The following is a 14,800-nucleotide window of genomic DNA, read 5'->3' on the forward strand; positions in this document are numbered from 1 at the left end:
TGCCAGACTTATGCCGATATTTGCGGCCCGTTTCCCCTAGCATTGTAATTCTTAACCCTCCGATATTATGGCCCGTGTTTGTGATTTGACCGGCAAGCGTACCCGCGTTGGTAACAACGTATCGCACTCGAACAACAAGACCAAGCGCAAGTTCTACCCGAACCTGCAGAAAAAGCGCTTCTACATCCCCGAGCAGGATGCTTGGGTAACCTTGAAAGTAGCCACTTCCACCATCCGCACCATCAACAAGAACGGCATCATGTCGGTATTGAAGAAGGCCAAGGAGCAGGGCTTCATCGTTTACTAGATTTCAGTGATTGGTATCGAGTGCGGGCAGAGCCGCTAGGCCACGGCCTGCCAGCTCATTGCCCGTTCACCGTGTTGCCAAATACGCCAAGCCAGCGCCGATACGTTTGCCCCTCAGGCAACTGTATCGGCGCTGGCTTTGTCTGTTGGCGGTAATTTAGCTTTCGGCTTTCACTTCCTCACCTTCCGACTATGACACGGCTTCCTTTATTCCCTTATTTGCCGGCGTTTTTGCCCGTTCGGCGCACGTTTCAGCTGGTTTTCGGGGGCTGCCTGCTGCTGGCAGGTTTGGAGGCCGCAGCGCAAAATGCGGTATCCATTCCCGAGCCGCTCACGGCGGCTGCGGTGCCCGCCCGGCCCACCGATTTTCTTTCGCCCGCATTCCACAAGCAGCGGCGCGAATTGCTGCGCGCCCAACTGCCGGCCAAAGGCGTAGCCGTCCTGTTTGCCGCGCCGGTGCGCAACCGCGCCAACGACGTCGACTTTATCTACCACCAAAACCCCGATTTTCAGTACCTCACCGGCTACGGCGAGCCCGATGCCGTGCTGCTGCTTTTTAAAGAGCCGCGCACCGTGGGCGGGCAGGCGGGCGTCACGGAAGCGCTTTTTACCCAACCCCGCGACCCAGCGCGTGAGTCCTGGACCGGCCGGCGCTTGGGGGCCGCCGGCGCCAAAGGCCAGCTCGGCCTGCAGTTTGCCGCCGACAACAAGACGTTCGGCAGTGCGGGCATTCCGTGGGCCGATTTTGAGCAGGTGCTTTTCATTGACCTGCCTACCGACGTGCGCGACGACTTCAGTAACCCCGCCGACCTGCACGGTCTGCTGGCCACGTTCCGGCAGCAAGCCGGCGTACCCGCCAACTACAACCCCGAGGTGGGCGCCCTCAGCGCCACCATCCGGCGCAATGGCGTGCGGAATGCCAAGCGCATGGCCGGCTACCTCAACAGCCGCATCCAGGAAAACCCCACCCTGGCCGCCGCCCCGCTCATCAGCGCCTACCTGGCGGCCACTACCGATGCAGGCCGCGAAGCAGCCATCGCCGCCAATCCGCCGGGCCGCTTCGACGACGCCACGTTGGGGCAGAAGCTGGATGGGCTCCGCGCCGTAAAGACCCCTGAGGAGCTGACTCTGCTCCGCCGCGCCATCCGCATCAGCGCCATGGGCCAGCGCGAGGTAATGAAGCTGATGAAGCCCGAAATGGGCGAAATGGACGTGCAGGGCCTGCACGAGTACGTGTATCGCCGCTACGGGGCCGAGTTTCAGGGCTACCCCAGCATCGTGGGCGGCGGGGCCAACGGCTGCATTCTGCACTATGAAACCAACGACCGGCAGCGCCTCGACAACGACCTCGTGCTGATGGACTGCGGGGCCGAATACCACGGCTACTCCGCCGATGTGACGCGCACCGCGCCGCCTTCCGGTACGTTCAGCCCCGCGCAGCGCCAGATTTACGAGCTGGTGCTGGCGGCTCAGGAGGCCGGCTTTGCCGCTTGTCGCCCCGGGGCCGGGTTCGACGCGCCCAACCAAGCCACGCAGGCAGTGGTGGCCGACGGCCTGATTAAGCTGGGCATCATCAAAAAGAAAGACGAGTTCCGCCGCTATTACCCCCACGGGGCCAGCCATTACCTGGGCCTCGACGTGCACGACCGGGGCAGCTACGGCCCGCTGCAGGCCGGCAATGTCATCACCGTGGAGCCAGGCATCTACATTCCCGCCGGCTCGCCCTGCGACCCCAAATGGTGGAATATCGGTGTTCGTATTGAGGACGACGTGCTGATTACCACCACCGGCTACGAAAATATGTCGGCCGAAGCGCCGCGCACCGTGGCCGACATCGAGAAGCTCATGGCCGAGCCCAGTGCCTTGGAGGGATTTAAACTGCCCGATTTAAAGTAGCGTAAGCTTCCGCATGTGACGAGCGCAGCGAGTACCAGCGTTGCAGGCGCCAGAACTCGCTGTACTCATCACAAGCAGAAGCTTATGCTACGTCTGACTTGTGGCAGCCTAACGCGAATACTGCCAGGCCCTTTGCAGTCTCGAAAAATCCCCGTACCTTTGCAGTCCTAAATTTAAAAACACACACCCCCGTCGAGATGGCCAAGAAAGGAAACCGGGTGCAGGTTATCATGGAATGCACCGAGCATAAAACCTCGGGGATGCCGGGCACCTCGCGCTACATCACCACCAAGAACCGCAAGAACACCCCCGAGCGCATTGAGTTGAAGAAATTCAACCCTATCCTCAAGAAAATGACCGTTCACAAGGAAATTAAATAACCTGAACAATGGCTAAGAAAGTAGTAGCAACGCTGAAAACCGTTGAGAACGCCAAGAACTGGGCAAAAGTGATTCGTGCCGTTAAATCGGAGAAAACCGGGGCTTACACTTTCCGCGAGGAAATGGTGCTGCTCGATAAAGTGCAGGATTACCTGGCCACCGGCAACAAATAAACCGTCAGCTTCGGCTTGGTAAAAGTTTAAAAAGTCCCACCTTCGTGGGACTTTTTTAGTTTGTGGGGTATAAGGGTTTTTAGGGTAGGAGGGTAAGGGTTGTCTAAGAGAAAACGAGTTGTTGTCCACAGCCTCGTTTCTACCTGATGATTCGTCACTCATCCTTTCCTACCCCCACACCCTCCTGCCCTGAAACCCCGCCTACCCTCATATCCCTTCCCTAATGGGCCTCTTCGATTTTTTTAAAAAGGATAAGGAAACCCCTGCCCAGCAGGCCTCGCTCGATGCGGGCCTGGAAAAGACCAAGACCAACTTCTTTGACCAGCTGAGCAAAGCCGTGGTGGGTAAAAGCACCGTGGACGAGGCCGTGCTCGATGATTTGGAGGGCCTGTTGGTGCATGCCGACGTGGGTATCGAAACTACGGTGAAGGTGATTGACCGCATTGAGGCCCGGGTGGCACGCGATAAGTATGTGAGCACCAGCGAGCTGGACCGCATTTTGCGCGAGGAAATCGTGGCTCTGCTGGAGGACAACAACTCCGGCTCCACGGCCGTGCTCGACAGCGCGGGCAGCACCGGGCAGCCCTACGTTATTATGGTGGTGGGCGTGAACGGCGTGGGCAAAACCACGACCATTGGCAAGCTGGCCCACCGGTTTCATTCGGCCGGCAAAAAAGTGGTTTTGGGCGCGGCCGATACTTTCCGCGCCGCCGCCGTCGACCAGCTCATCATCTGGGGCCAGCGGGTGGGCGTGCCCGTGGTGAGCCACGGCATGAACACCGACCCGGCTTCCGTGGCTTACGACGCCGTGCGCAAAGGCGTGGAACTGGGCGCCGATGTGGTGATTATCGACACGGCCGGCCGCCTGCACAACAAGGTGAACCTGATGAACGAGCTGAGTAAAATCAAGCGCGTGATGCAAAAGGTGCTGCCCGATGCGCCGCACGAAGTGCTGCTGGTGCTGGATGGCAGCACGGGCCAGAATGCTTTTTTGCAGGCCAAGGAATTCACCAAAGCCACCGAAGTCACGGCCCTGGCCATCACCAAGCTCGATGGCACGGCCCGGGGTGGCGTGGTCATTGGCATCTCGGACCAGTTCAGTATTCCGGTGCGCTACATTGGGGTGGGGGAGAAGATGACCGACTTGCAGCTTTTTGACCGGAACACGTACGTGAATTCGCTTTTCAAAAAGAAATAACCTTCCATTTTTCGCAAAGTATTCTGACGGCCTGCCCCGCTAAGCTCCGCTTGGCCGGGCAGGCCGTTTACCTTCGTACCATGAACGATATTCAAACCCTTGCCGTAGTTGGGGCCGGTACCATGGGCCTCGGCATTGCCCAATTGGGCATTCAGCACGGCTTGCCCACGGTTTTGTTCGACCTCAACCCGGCCGCGCTGGAGAAAGCGCAGGTGGCCATTGCGGCCGGGCTGGGCAAGCTGGTTGCCAAGAACAAGCTCAGCGCCGAAGCCCGCGACGCGGCCCTGGCCCGCCTCACCATCACCACCGACATGAGCACGGTGCAGGCCGACCTAATTATAGAGGCCGTGGTGGAGCGCCTGGACGTGAAACACCAGCTATTCGGGGAGCTGGCGGCGCTCAACGGGCCGCAAACCATTCTGGCTTCTAACACCTCGTCTTTGCCCATCACGCAGCTGGCCGCGAAAGTACCCAACCCGGAGCGGGTGGTGGGCATGCACTTCTTCAATCCGGCCCCGGTGATGCCTTTGGTGGAAGTGATAAGCGGAGTGGCTACCGCGCCCGAAGTGGCGGCTGCGGTGGAAGCGCTGGCCCGGCGGCTGGGCAAAACCCCGGTGCGGGCCGCCGATGCGCCCGGCTTCATCGTGAACCGGGTGGCACGGCATTACTATGTCGAGAGCCTGAAAGTGGTAGAGGAAAACGTGGCCTCTTTCGAGGTCGTGGACGAATTATTGGAGGCGAGCGGATTCAAAATGGGCCCGTTTCGGTTGATGGACCTGATTGGCGTCGACACCAACTTCTCGGTTACCAGCGCCATGTTTGCCTCTTTTCATCAGGATGCAAAGTTCCGGCCCAGCCGCATTCAGCAGCAAAAGGTAGACGCCGGTCACCACGGCCGCAAAACCGGTCGGGGCTTCTACAACTATTAACGGTTTATCAGAAATGAAGTATCCTACGCTCGGCCTACTGACACGTCTCGTGGTTTTGAGTGGCTATTCGGCCGCAGTTTTCCTATTGGCCGCGTGCGGCGATGATAATAACAACCAGCCGCTGATACCCTACGCGCCGGTGAACCTGAGCCTCAATATCACCAACCAGGAATACGCCAGCCTCCGCGTTGATAACGGGGCCGTTGCCCTGCCTGCAAAAGGTCCCGCCGGCGACGGTGGCGTGCGGGGCGTTATTGTAGTCCGGCAAAGCGCCAACTCTTATTTGGCCTTTGAGCGCAACTGCCCTTACCAACCCTACGATGCCTGTGCGGTCGTAAGCTTGGACCAGTCACGTCTGTTTATGCGGGACTCCTGTTGTTCGTCGCAGTTCGATTTACGCGGCCAAATCACGGGTGGTCCGACTTCAAGGCCATTAAAACAGTACAGCACAAGCCTGCAGGGAACATTGCTAAGCATCACAAACTGAAGAGCAGAATAAATTTTTCAGAAAAATTACGTTTTAGCTTGTGCTTATTTAGAGAAGGTCGTAAGTTTGCACTCCGAAACAACAACAACCGGTGTTTCGGCTAGACAAAAGCTTCCTTAGCTCAGCCGGTTAGAGCATCTGACTGTTAATCAGAGGGTCCCTGGTTCGAGCCCAGGAGGGAGCGCTAGTACCTGAAATGCCCGCCGATAACCGGCGGGCATTTTTGCGTTTATGCCTTTTTGATGCCTTTAAGGCACTTTCAGGGAAATTGGTAGCTTGGAAATTCGGTCATGTTCGGTTATTTTTGGGTGTAAACCGGGACATAAGCTGGGACACGAACCGGGACATAAACGAAAAACAGCCGATTGTAATGCTAGGCTCTACCCCCTATAAGAAGAAAATCAGCGTGCGGCTATACCCGCGGCTGGCGGCCACCAACCAGAGCGGATTGTGCCCGGTACGGCTCACGGCGCGGTGGCACGGGGAGGAATTGCAGGTAGATACGGGCGAAATCATCCTGCCGCAACGGGTACGGAGTGACGGCGAGGTAGAAAAGCTTTGGCAGAGCGATTCGCAGATGGTGCTCGGTGGACGCAAGCTGACGGTGAAGGAAGAAGGAACGATGCCTACTCACCCGGATGTGTATACCAACATCAATGCCCGCCTGGTTAATGTAGTGAAGCAGGTGACCGATACGTTCAACCGGCTCTACGATGCTGCCCCGTTTGAGAAAGTGAGCAAGGCAGCTATGCTCGCGGAGCTGCTGCCGGCCGAAGTCCGTTCGGTGACTGCGCCAGCTCCGATGAAGATGGAAGCGGCTCGCACCTTCCGGCAAGTGTTGGAAGAATGGAAGGAGGAAAACCGCAACCTGGCCAAGGACTCGCTGCGCAAGTACGACCAGCTGGCCACGATGATGGAAGTGTGGCGGCCGGAGCTCCGGCCGGGGCAGGTGACGCAGAAGGTAGCCAAAGAGTATCTACAGCACTTGCTGGACCTGCAGAAGTCGGACGCGACTATCAAGGTGCACTTTGCGGGTATCCGAAAGTGCCTGGAGCAATTAAATCTGAAAGCAGACATGACCTGGCTGCAATACTCGGCCAAGAATGCGCCGCAGCTGGATTTGGAGATGGAGGAGGTGCGTAAGCTTATCCAGTGGCGGCCGACTTCGGAGAGCCTGGCGGAAGAGCGGGACCGGTGGCTGTTTCAGCTCTTCAGCGGGCGCCGGTATGAGGACCTGGAGAAGTTCGACAAACGCGAGCGAATAAGTCTGACGCTGGAAGATGGCAGCAAAGTGCCGGCGCTGCTGCACGCGCAGGGCAAGACGGGCAATGACGCCGCCGTGCCGCTGCCGCCTATTGCTGTAAAGATTGGGGAACGGTGGGGTTGGCACTTTCCAGCGCGCAACTGGCAGCAGCGCGGCGACTGGATTAAGGAAATTGCCAAGGGGGCGGGCCTGACCCGGGAGTGGGACGACCGGCTGATTACGGGCGGCAAGGTGGTACACAACTGGCGGCCCATCTGGCAAGTCATCAGCACCCACACGGCGCGGCACACCGCCGGGACACTGCTTAAGCAGGTGAGCAATGGCAATAAAGCATTGGCCAAAATGGTGCTGGGGCACGCCGACGAGGATGTAACGGACCGGTATGCTAAGGACAAGGCGCGGCTGCTGGCACCGGCGGTGCTGGATGCGTGGCGCAAAATCCTGGGTGAGTGGTACGACGGGGTGCCGGTGCGGTAGTGCGGGGCAGCCACAGACTGGGTGCGAAGTGCCTGCAGACTGCCTCCGTCCTGCCTTCAGCCCTAGTTGAGCGCAGGCTGGTTATTTCGGCCTCGGGGGGGCGGGTGTACTGGCAGAACTCGGCGACGTAGACGTAGGCACGGGTGGGCTTGCGTAACCGGGGACGGATATGCTGTAACAGGCGCTTGCCGGCGGTGAACGCAGCTTCGCCTGGTGCAGCCGCTTTCGCTGCCCGGCCCGCGATTACGAACGACTTGGAAGCACGTTGCAGCAGCTTTATTTCGTTGCCTGCACTTGCGTTATGCTTGCCCGGCACGCCAACACCGCATAGAACTAGGCGTTGCCGAAGTGCTCCTGCCAGGCCGCTTCCAATCGGGAACTGCTCAGCTGCGGGTCAACCAAACCGAAGGCACCTATGCACCAGCTGCCGCACAGGGCCCCGTATTGCAGGCATTTTTGCGGGGGCTCCTGGCGCAGAAAGCCGTAGAGGAAGCCGGCAAAGAAGTTGTCGCCGGCCCCGTTGCTGTCCACCACGGCGGGCGCGGGCACGGCGGCCTGCTCCAGCCACTGGCCCTGGGCGGTGAGCAGGGTGGCCCCCGCCGCGCCGTGGGTGCACACCACAAGGTGCTTGCCCGCCGCCCGCAGCTGCTGCATTACCGGCCGGTAGTCGGGCAGGTTATCGGAGCTGAGGTGGATGTAGTGGGCGGCCTCGATGAAGGGCTGGTGGTAGGGGTTGTGGCCGTCGTAGTCGTGCAGGTCGGTCCAGATAGGGTGCGGGTAGTCGCGGAGCAGCGGAATCAGCGCCTGGCAGTAGCTGATGATGTTCAGCACCACGCACGCACTGTTGCGGATGAGGCCCGTGACCTGGGCGTGGTCGAAGGCCAGCGCGGGCGAGGCCTGGGTGATAAACAGGGAAATGCGCCGACCCTGGGCATCCATCAGGTTGATGTGGCGCTCGGTGCCGGCGGGGTCCGGCACGTAGTGGGCATCCACGCCCTGGGCCTGTAAATTGGCCATGATGTGGCGGCCGTAGGCATCGTCGCCCACAGCCGAGTACAAGGTAGTGGGCAGTCCCAGCTTCGTCAGGGCCAGGGCCTTGCCCGCGCCGGTCGAGCCGGTGCCTTCGTGGAAAGGCGCCTGGTGAATGGTCTGCGGCTGCGGGGCCGGTAGCTCGGGCAGGGTTACGATGTGGTCGAAGGTGGTACCTCCCAGGATGAGCGTGCGCGACACAGGACGGAGCGAAAAATCAGTGGAAAAACAGGAGCGTGTGGGCGGGCCGACTCAGCGCAGCTCCCACACCAGGGCGGTGAAAGCCGGCACGGTGGCTGTTTGTAGATTGGGTACCACAGCCTCCGTGAGAACATCCCGGGCGGCGGTGTAGCCGCGCAGACGCTCGGCAAAGCGCGTCAGCGGCACTGTTTTCTCCGCCGCGTTGCAGTTCAGCATTACCAGCACGGCGTGGCCCTGCTGGTCGTGGCGGAAGTAGGTGTACACGCCATCTTCCGGTACGAAGTGCGTGAGCTGGCCGGTTTGCAGCACCGGGTGGGTTTTGCGGTAGTTGGCCAGCTTGCGCACGTATGTGTGCATGTCGTGCTGGGCCGGGGTGCGGCCGGCGGCCGTGAAGGCGTTTTGCTTATCACCCGGGAAGCCGCCGGGGAAGTCTTCCCGCAGCAGCCCGTCGGGGCGGCTGAAATTCTTCATCAGCACCTCGGTGCCGTAGTAGAGCTGCGGAATGCCGCGCTCGGTGAGCAGCCATGCCAGGGCCATTTTCTGCTTGCGCACGTCCTCGCCCAGCACCGAGAACACCCGGTCCACGTCGTGGTTGTCGAGGAAAATGACGTTGCGGGAGGCGTCCTCGTACATCCAGTCGCCCTGCACGGCGTAGTAGAGCTTGGCAATGCCCTCGGAGAAACCCGCTGGCTTGGTCAGGCCCTCCAGCAGCGCATAGCGCAGGATAAAATCGAGGGCGCCGGGCAGGTTGCTCTTGAAGCCGTTGACGGGCGGAAACACGTTGCGGGTCCAGAAGGCCTGCTGGGCCACGCCCTCGGCCTCCTGCATCCAGGTTTCGCCGAACATGCCCAGCTGCGGGTACTCCTCCAGAATGGCCTTACCCCAGTTCATGAGGAAGGTGGGGTCGGAGTAGGTGTAGGTGTCCACGCGGTAGCCGTCCACGCCGGTGTACTCCACCCACCACAGAAAATTCTGGATGAGGTAGGTGGCCACCAGCGGGTTTTCCTGGGCCGGGTCGGGCATGGTGGTATCGAACCAGGTATTGCTGAAAATCCGGCGGTCCAGCGCCGACACGTGCGGGTCGTTCACCGTGCCGTTGCGGTAGTTGCCCCGCGTGAAGGTGGGCCACTGGTGAAACCAGTCCTTGGCCGGCTGGTCAAGCCAGAGGTAGTTGAAGCTGCCGATGTGGTTGAGCACCACGTCGTGAATCACCTTCAGGCCCTGCTCGTGGGCATGCTGCACGAAGCGTACGTAGTCCTCGTTGCTGCCGTAGTGCGGGTCCACGGCGTAATAATCGGTGAGAGCGTAGCCGTGGTAGCCGGCCTTGGGCATGTTGTTATCCACCACCGGGGTGGGCCAGATGGCCGTCACGCCCAGCTCTTTCAGGTAGTCGAAGTGCTGCTCGATGCCCTTCAGGTCGCCGCCATGGCGGGCGTACATCGAGTCGCGGGCCACGCCGGGAGCGCGGTTGCCCTTTACCACGTCGTTGGCGGGGTCGCCGTTGGCGAACCGGTCGGGCATGAGCAGGTACACGAGGTCGGCGCTGCTGATGCCCTGCACCCTGGATTTGTCGCCGGGCGTGGTGCGGGCGCGCAACTCGTAAGCGTAAGTGGTTTTCCGCTTCCCCCGGAATTCCAGCTGCAGCCTGCCGGGCTTGGTGGTGGGGCTGATGGTGAGGTTGACAATTAGGTAATTGGGACTTTCCAGCCGCTGAAAGCCGTCGAGCGTGACGCCGGGGTAGCTGGCCATGGCTACCTGGCTGGCAGCCAGGCCCGGCCCGTGTACCAGGAGCTGCAGCTTCGGGTTCTTCATGCCCACCCACCAGAAGGTCGGGTCGATGCGGCTGATGGGGGGAGTGGCGGGGCCGGCAGCGAGCGGGGCCGCCGGAGCAGGGAGGCAGCGGCCGGCGAGCAGCAGCAACAGGAGGAGCAGTCGGGCAAAGGACATAAAGGGTGAAAACAGCGCGGCATCAGGGGCCGCCGGGTGGGAGAAAGAGAGTGTCCCGCTTCGGCCGGCCGGAGCCTTATCGAAATCAGGTTGCCAAACCTCGCTCCTTGCTTCTCGCGAAGCGCCCCACTTTTCAAAGCCCGCGCATCACCCTTGACGATACTACACAAAGACCTATTTATAAATTACTTACAAATTCATCAATGTGGTGCCCCTATCCGAAAGTGGAACTTCGACGCTTGGTGCTACTCTTCGCGGATGCCGCTGAAGTACTCGCGCGGCGTCTGGTCGGTTTGTTTTTTGAAGGCGCGGTTGAAGGCCGTCTTGGAGTTGAAGCCCACCTCCAGGGCCAGGGCCAGCAGCGTGTACTGCCGGGCCTGCGGGGCGGCCATCACCTGCTTGAACTCGTCGACCCGGTAGGAATTAACGAAGTCAAAGAAGTTCTGGCCGAAGCCCTCGTTGATGACCCTGGACAGCACGTGCGGCGGCAGCTGCAGCCCGGTGGCCAGCTCGTGAATGGTCAGGCTCGGGTTGAGGTAGGGCTTGTGCTGCCGCATGTAACCGGCCACGGTGGCCTGCGCGGCAGGCAGGTCGAGCGACCCCGGCGCACCCGGCGGGCGGGGCGGGCGGGGCACAGCTGGCAGCGGCGCCATAACGGGCACCCCGGCTACTTCGGCCTCAACCGGCAGCGGTGCCGGAACGAGTGCCTTGGTAACCTCAGCCACAGCCGGCAACGCGCCCAGGTCCGCTGGGGCCGGTACCAGCCGGAAGATTTCGGGCTGATGCAGCACGACGTAGCCCAGAAAATAGGGCAGCGTGGAAAACACCAGCCAAATCAGGGCCTGGTTGCGGGCCACAAGGGTGTATACATCGAACGAAGCCCAGCGGCTGGCCAGCACAATGCCGAACAAAAAGCTCCACAGCACCAGGCACACCGCCTGAATACCCAGCACCGTGGAGAGGTAGCGCAGGTTCTGGGCGTACGACACGCTGGCCTCGTACTGCCGGGTATAGGCCCGAATGACCCGGCGGCTCGCCAGCCAGTAGCCGACGTTGGTGAGCAGCGCCACCAGGCCGGTGGCCAGCAGCACGGCCCGCAGGCCCGCTTCGTGGCTCACCAGCCGCAGCTGAAACTCGTAGCTGTCGAGCAGAAAGTAGGGCAGGTACACCAGCAGCTGCAGCGCCGCGGGCACCAGCTGCAGCCACTGCCGTGGCCGCGGCGCCTCGTTGAACAGCAGCCGGCGGATGTAGCCGTAGAACAGCGGCCCGTAGACAAACCAGAGGAAGTCGGGTACCAGCGTCAGCTGCGGGTAGGCGTTGGCCACCGTTCGGTCGCTGCTGACTACCGTGAGCAGGGTGCAGCCGGCCCCCAGGCCCAGCAGCCAGAGCAGCCAGCGGTTGGCCGCCCGGTTGGCCTGCTGAATGCTGGGAATGGCAATCAGCAGCAGCCCGCCCTGGAAGCACGAAAACAGCAGCAGTAGGTCGTAAAGCGAATAGAACTGGAAGGTGCCGGTCAGGTCCTCCCAACTTTGCACGCGCACTTCCACGGGGCCGGCCTGCGCCTGCTGGCGCGTCGCCAGGCGGTTGGCGCGCACCTGCCCGTGCCCGCTTCCTTCAATAGCCGCCCAGCTGCCCCGCGACACTTTGTATTCGAAGCGGGCCTGCTCCGTGCGCAGCGTGAGGCCAAACAGGCCGTTGGCCTGCCGCCGAAACCGGTAGCGGGCATCGGCGGGCTGCCAGTGGTTGAAGGAGCCCACCAGGTAGAGCGCCGCATCGCCGGGGGTATTGGCCGGCAAACTGGTGAGAACAAAGTGATAGGCTGTCAGCCGCTGCACTGTATCTCTACCAATCGGGATGGGCGGCGAAGCTGCCTGCCCGGCCCAAGGCAGGCCCACTACCAGCAGTAAGACGAAGAAGAAAATAAATCGGGCCCGGCCAAACGCAGACAATGTGAAAGAAGAAAACTGTTAGAGGAAACGCAAATTAGGCAAATAAGCAGACGGCAGACGGCAGCAGCGGCGCGGGAAGTGGCTGCAGCCTGCCTCCGTCCTGCCTTCAGCCGCGGTTGGCTGACGCCGGCGTTCCGTTGAGGGCGGCGGCTACTTCGGCCTCCGGCAGGCAGGTGTAGGCGCAGAACTCGGCTACCGAGACGTAGGCGCGGGCGGGCTTGCGGAGCTTGATGCGGATGCGCTGTAAGAGGCGCTTGCCGGCGTCGTAGCCGGTGCCGGTGAGCTGGGCAACGTCTTTGGGGTAAAGGCAAACCTGGGGCATCTTAGGGCAGCTTGGGGCGATTGGGACGGACGAATATACAACGGTCGAAAGCCGCTTGTAGGTTCGTGCCATGAATGATAAAGCGCTGTATTTCAGTGGGTGGTTACTGCTGGTTGCGACTGGTTTCGGACTAGGAGAAGCAGCCGTGAAAAGCTTTGCCCCAGCTGGTCGTACCAGCGCAGGTCCGACGGAAGAAGCGGGGCGGGTAGTGCGGCTAGTGGACGCCGATACGTACGACGTGCTGGCCGGTGGGGTGACGTACCGGGTGCGGCTGATGGGGGTGGATGCGCCGGAGCCGGACCAGCCCTACGGGCACCAGGCGGCAGACTCGGTGGCGCGCCTCCTCGGACCTAAGCAGTCCGTGCTGGTGACCCGGCGGGGTGTGGACCTCTACGGACGGGCTCTGGCCACGGTGCGGCTGCCGGTGGCCGGCAAGCCTGCCCTGGCGCTGGACTCTCTGCTGGTGGTACGCGGCTGGGCGTGGGCCTTCGACCCGAAGCGCCGGATAGCGGGCCGGGCCGCGCAGCAGGCCTCGGCTGTAGCCGGACGGCGCGGGCTGTGGAAGTGCGGGGCCGTGGGCGTGCTCGCGCCGCGCCAGTGGCGCAAGCTCAATTACAAAAACAAGCGGCGCTACGGGGTGGGCTGCACCTGGTAGCAATGTCGCATAAGCGCAAGCAGCCACGACACAAATGGATTTTCAACTTCTAACAACTTACTACTATGGCACGTCAAACGGGCATTATTGGCATCCAGGGCACCGTAGGGGGCCTGGTGTTCAGCAAAAACGGGAACATCTCCCAAAAGCCGCAAGGCGATAAGGCGGCCTTCGCCAACGCCCCTAGCCGGGCGCGTACCCGCGAAAACGCGGCCGAATTTGGCCTGGCCGCTAAATACAGCAAGCTGCTCCGCGACTCGCTGCGCGTGGCCATTGCTTCGGCCAGCGACAGTCAGCTTGCGGCCCGTCTCACGAAAGTGATGCGTGAAGTCATCGGACTCGACGACACGAACGACCGCGGCCTGCGGGTGTTCGATGCCAGCAACTCGGCTCCGCTGCTGGGCTTCAACTTCAACGCGGGAGCCGGCATTGGTCAGACCATGTACTTCCCCTACGAGGTGACGGGCGCAGGTGCTGATGTGACGATGAGCATTCCGGCGCTGAATCCGGCCTCGGACATTGCCGCTCCGCAGGGTGCTACGCATTTCGAGGTGGTGTTTGCTGCTTCGGACCTGGACATGGAGATGCTGACCTACACCAACGGTGTGGTGGCGGCTCCGCTGGGCATCCTGCCCATCAACAGCGCTGCCCTTGCCAACCAGTCGGTGGTAGCCACCTTCCCGGCTGCTCCGGCTGCTGCTAACTTGGTCGTGGGCGTGGTGGGCATTAACTTCTACCAGCAGATTAACGGCAAGTTCTACGCCCTCAATAACAACAGCACTAACCCGCTGGCCATTGAGTACGTGGCCTAACCCTGGGGCACCCTGGTACTGAGCGGCCGGCCATCAACGGCTGGCCGCTCTTTTTTCAACCCTTCAACTTTACTCGTTATGGCACTCACGGCCTATCAAACTCAATTCAAGCGGCGCATGAAGCGCGCCATTAGCCTACGGGCCAAAGCCGACCGCAAGGCTCGGCGCTACACTCAACTGCTGGCTGATGCCATCGGGGCGGCCGAGGACGCGGCCATGCAGATGAACGAGCTCAACCAACTCTATAACGTGGACGTGAGCACCTATACGCTGCTCACGCAGGCGCTGCATGCCAACAGCGGGCAGGAAGTGCTGGTGGACCACCTAGCACAGAGCACGCCCGGCGAGGAGCTGGTTATCTTCAACCAGGTGCCGGACGGCAACGGTGGACAGGAACTGCCGGCTAACCCACTGTTTGGGGAGTTGGTGTCGGGTACGCCGATTATCGCGCCGGCTCAGGCTGCGAAGATTATAGCCCCGGAGAAGGATGCAGCGCCTATGGATACGCAGACATCGGAGTCTTTGGGTTAGCATCCGCTCATCAATTACCGGCAAGGCCGGCTCCTACTCGCTAGGGGCCGGCCTTTTGCATGGGGATAGGAACGGAAGTTCAGTAACTCGGGCAAGCTGGCCGTGGCTATTCGGAGATTCTCGCGACACTGTCGCAAGAATTGCGCTGGCTGCAATGGGTTGGAATTTTCTCAACACTGTCGAGAGAATTGTGAGATTGAACGGGCCACGCTGGTAATTGAAGTGAGCAGTAGGGGGAGCAGTA

Annotated in this window: 15 protein-coding genes and 1 tRNA gene; 12 read left to right on the plus strand and 4 right to left on the minus strand. The window is 61.2% G+C overall.

Annotation, left to right across the window (positions count from 1 at the left end; translation table 11 throughout):
- The first annotated feature begins 67 nt into the window (after positions 1 to 67).
- The 9 genes from rpmB to GM79_RS19835 all read left to right on the plus strand — a co-directional run bounded on the left by rpmB (position 68) and on the right by GM79_RS19835 (position 7,110).
- Positions 68 to 307, plus strand: a complete 240-nt coding sequence (gene rpmB, locus GM79_RS19800) for a 50S ribosomal protein L28 (RefSeq protein WP_035567315.1) — start codon at positions 68 to 70, stop codon at positions 305 to 307.
- Between the two features lie 191 nt (positions 308 to 498).
- Positions 499 to 2,202 (plus strand): aminopeptidase P N-terminal domain-containing protein, encoded by a 1,704-nt coding sequence (locus tag GM79_RS19805; RefSeq protein WP_081867896.1) that lies wholly within the window; start codon positions 499 to 501, stop codon positions 2,200 to 2,202.
- A gap of 197 nt (positions 2,203 to 2,399) precedes the next feature.
- Entirely contained in the window at positions 2,400 to 2,582 is a 183-nt protein-coding gene (gene rpmG / locus GM79_RS19810; protein WP_035567317.1) for a 50S ribosomal protein L33, read from the plus strand.
- Positions 2,583 to 2,590: 8 nt separating this feature from the next.
- The gene (locus tag GM79_RS23960; protein ID WP_072008680.1) at positions 2,591 to 2,755 is read left to right on the plus strand and encodes a DUF4295 domain-containing protein; all 165 of its coding nucleotides are present in this window, start codon (positions 2,591 to 2,593) and stop codon (positions 2,753 to 2,755) included.
- Between the two features lie 223 nt (positions 2,756 to 2,978).
- Positions 2,979 to 3,953, plus strand: a complete 975-nt coding sequence (ftsY, locus tag GM79_RS19815; protein ID WP_035567318.1) for a signal recognition particle-docking protein FtsY — start codon at positions 2,979 to 2,981, stop codon at positions 3,951 to 3,953.
- A gap of 80 nt (positions 3,954 to 4,033) precedes the next feature.
- Positions 4,034 to 4,882 carry a 3-hydroxyacyl-CoA dehydrogenase NAD-binding domain-containing protein gene (locus GM79_RS19820; protein WP_035567319.1) on the plus strand — a complete coding sequence of 283 codons (849 nt, stop codon included), beginning with the start codon at positions 4,034 to 4,036 and terminating at the stop codon, positions 4,880 to 4,882.
- Between the two features lie 13 nt (positions 4,883 to 4,895).
- Positions 4,896 to 5,369 (plus strand): hypothetical protein, encoded by a 474-nt coding sequence (locus GM79_RS19825; protein WP_051719107.1) that lies wholly within the window; start codon positions 4,896 to 4,898, stop codon positions 5,367 to 5,369.
- A gap of 110 nt (positions 5,370 to 5,479) precedes the next feature.
- A tRNA-Asn gene (locus GM79_RS19830) sits at positions 5,480 to 5,553 on the plus strand.
- A 186-nt stretch (positions 5,554 to 5,739) separates the two neighbouring features.
- Entirely contained in the window at positions 5,740 to 7,110 is a 1,371-nt protein-coding gene (locus tag GM79_RS19835) for a hypothetical protein (protein WP_152560104.1), read from the plus strand.
- 333 nt (positions 7,111 to 7,443) lie between these two features.
- On the opposite strand, the gene GM79_RS19840 is transcribed toward GM79_RS19835, so the two are convergent.
- The 4 genes from GM79_RS19840 to GM79_RS19855 all read right to left on the minus strand — a co-directional run bounded on the left by GM79_RS19840 (position 7,444) and on the right by GM79_RS19855 (position 12,558).
- Positions 7,444 to 8,340 carry a carbohydrate kinase family protein gene (locus tag GM79_RS19840; RefSeq protein WP_035567321.1) on the minus strand — a complete coding sequence of 299 codons (897 nt, stop codon included), beginning with the start codon at positions 8,338 to 8,340 and terminating at the stop codon, positions 7,444 to 7,446.
- A gap of 51 nt (positions 8,341 to 8,391) precedes the next feature.
- Complete coding sequence (locus GM79_RS19845; RefSeq protein ID WP_035567322.1) at positions 8,392 to 10,287, minus strand: glycoside hydrolase family 13 protein; 1,896 nt, start codon at positions 10,285 to 10,287, stop codon at positions 8,392 to 8,394.
- 245 nt (positions 10,288 to 10,532) lie between these two features.
- Positions 10,533 to 12,236, minus strand: a complete 1,704-nt coding sequence (locus GM79_RS19850) for a helix-turn-helix domain-containing protein (protein WP_152560105.1) — start codon at positions 12,234 to 12,236, stop codon at positions 10,533 to 10,535.
- Between the two features lie 106 nt (positions 12,237 to 12,342).
- Complete coding sequence (locus GM79_RS19855) at positions 12,343 to 12,558, minus strand: hypothetical protein (RefSeq protein ID WP_035567323.1); 216 nt, start codon at positions 12,556 to 12,558, stop codon at positions 12,343 to 12,345.
- A gap of 145 nt (positions 12,559 to 12,703) precedes the next feature.
- Between GM79_RS19855 and GM79_RS23390 the strand changes: the two genes are divergently transcribed.
- The 3 genes from GM79_RS23390 to GM79_RS19870 all read left to right on the plus strand — a co-directional run bounded on the left by GM79_RS23390 (position 12,704) and on the right by GM79_RS19870 (position 14,556).
- Entirely contained in the window at positions 12,704 to 13,213 is a 510-nt protein-coding gene (locus tag GM79_RS23390) for a thermonuclease family protein (RefSeq protein ID WP_235184125.1), read from the plus strand.
- A gap of 65 nt (positions 13,214 to 13,278) precedes the next feature.
- The gene (locus GM79_RS19865; protein WP_035567324.1) at positions 13,279 to 14,025 is read left to right on the plus strand and encodes a hypothetical protein; all 747 of its coding nucleotides are present in this window, start codon (positions 13,279 to 13,281) and stop codon (positions 14,023 to 14,025) included.
- A gap of 78 nt (positions 14,026 to 14,103) precedes the next feature.
- Positions 14,104 to 14,556, plus strand: a complete 453-nt coding sequence (locus tag GM79_RS19870) for a hypothetical protein (RefSeq protein WP_035567325.1) — start codon at positions 14,104 to 14,106, stop codon at positions 14,554 to 14,556.
- The last annotated feature ends 244 nt before the right edge of the window (positions 14,557 to 14,800 follow it).

It is taken from the genome of Hymenobacter sp. IS2118 (assembly GCF_000715495.1).
Classification (GTDB): Bacteria; Bacteroidota; Bacteroidia; order Cytophagales; family Hymenobacteraceae; genus Hymenobacter.

Excerpts from the sequence above, each read along its gene's own strand:
- rpmB (WP_035567315.1), top strand. The coding sequence starts at position 68 with ATGGCCCGTGTTTGTGATTTGACCGGCAAGCGTACCCGCGTTGGTAAC.
- GM79_RS19805 (WP_081867896.1), top strand. The coding sequence starts at position 499 with ATGACACGGCTTCCTTTATTCCCTTATTTGCCGGCGTTTTTGCCCGTT.
- rpmG (WP_035567317.1), top strand. The coding sequence starts at position 2,400 with ATGGCCAAGAAAGGAAACCGGGTGCAGGTTATCATGGAATGCACCGAG.
- GM79_RS23960 (WP_072008680.1), top strand. The coding sequence starts at position 2,591 with ATGGCTAAGAAAGTAGTAGCAACGCTGAAAACCGTTGAGAACGCCAAG.
- ftsY (WP_035567318.1), top strand. The coding sequence starts at position 2,979 with ATGGGCCTCTTCGATTTTTTTAAAAAGGATAAGGAAACCCCTGCCCAG.
- GM79_RS19820 (WP_035567319.1), top strand. The coding sequence starts at position 4,034 with ATGAACGATATTCAAACCCTTGCCGTAGTTGGGGCCGGTACCATGGGC.
- GM79_RS19825 (WP_051719107.1), top strand. The coding sequence starts at position 4,896 with ATGAAGTATCCTACGCTCGGCCTACTGACACGTCTCGTGGTTTTGAGT.
- GM79_RS19835 (WP_152560104.1), top strand. The coding sequence starts at position 5,740 with ATGCTAGGCTCTACCCCCTATAAGAAGAAAATCAGCGTGCGGCTATAC.
- GM79_RS19845 (WP_035567322.1), bottom strand. The coding sequence starts at position 10,287 with ATGTCCTTTGCCCGACTGCTCCTCCTGTTGCTGCTGCTCGCCGGCCGC.
- GM79_RS19855 (WP_035567323.1), bottom strand. The coding sequence starts at position 12,558 with ATGCCCCAGGTTTGCCTTTACCCCAAAGACGTTGCCCAGCTCACCGGC.
- GM79_RS19865 (WP_035567324.1), top strand. The coding sequence starts at position 13,279 with ATGGCACGTCAAACGGGCATTATTGGCATCCAGGGCACCGTAGGGGGC.
- GM79_RS19870 (WP_035567325.1), top strand. The coding sequence starts at position 14,104 with ATGGCACTCACGGCCTATCAAACTCAATTCAAGCGGCGCATGAAGCGC.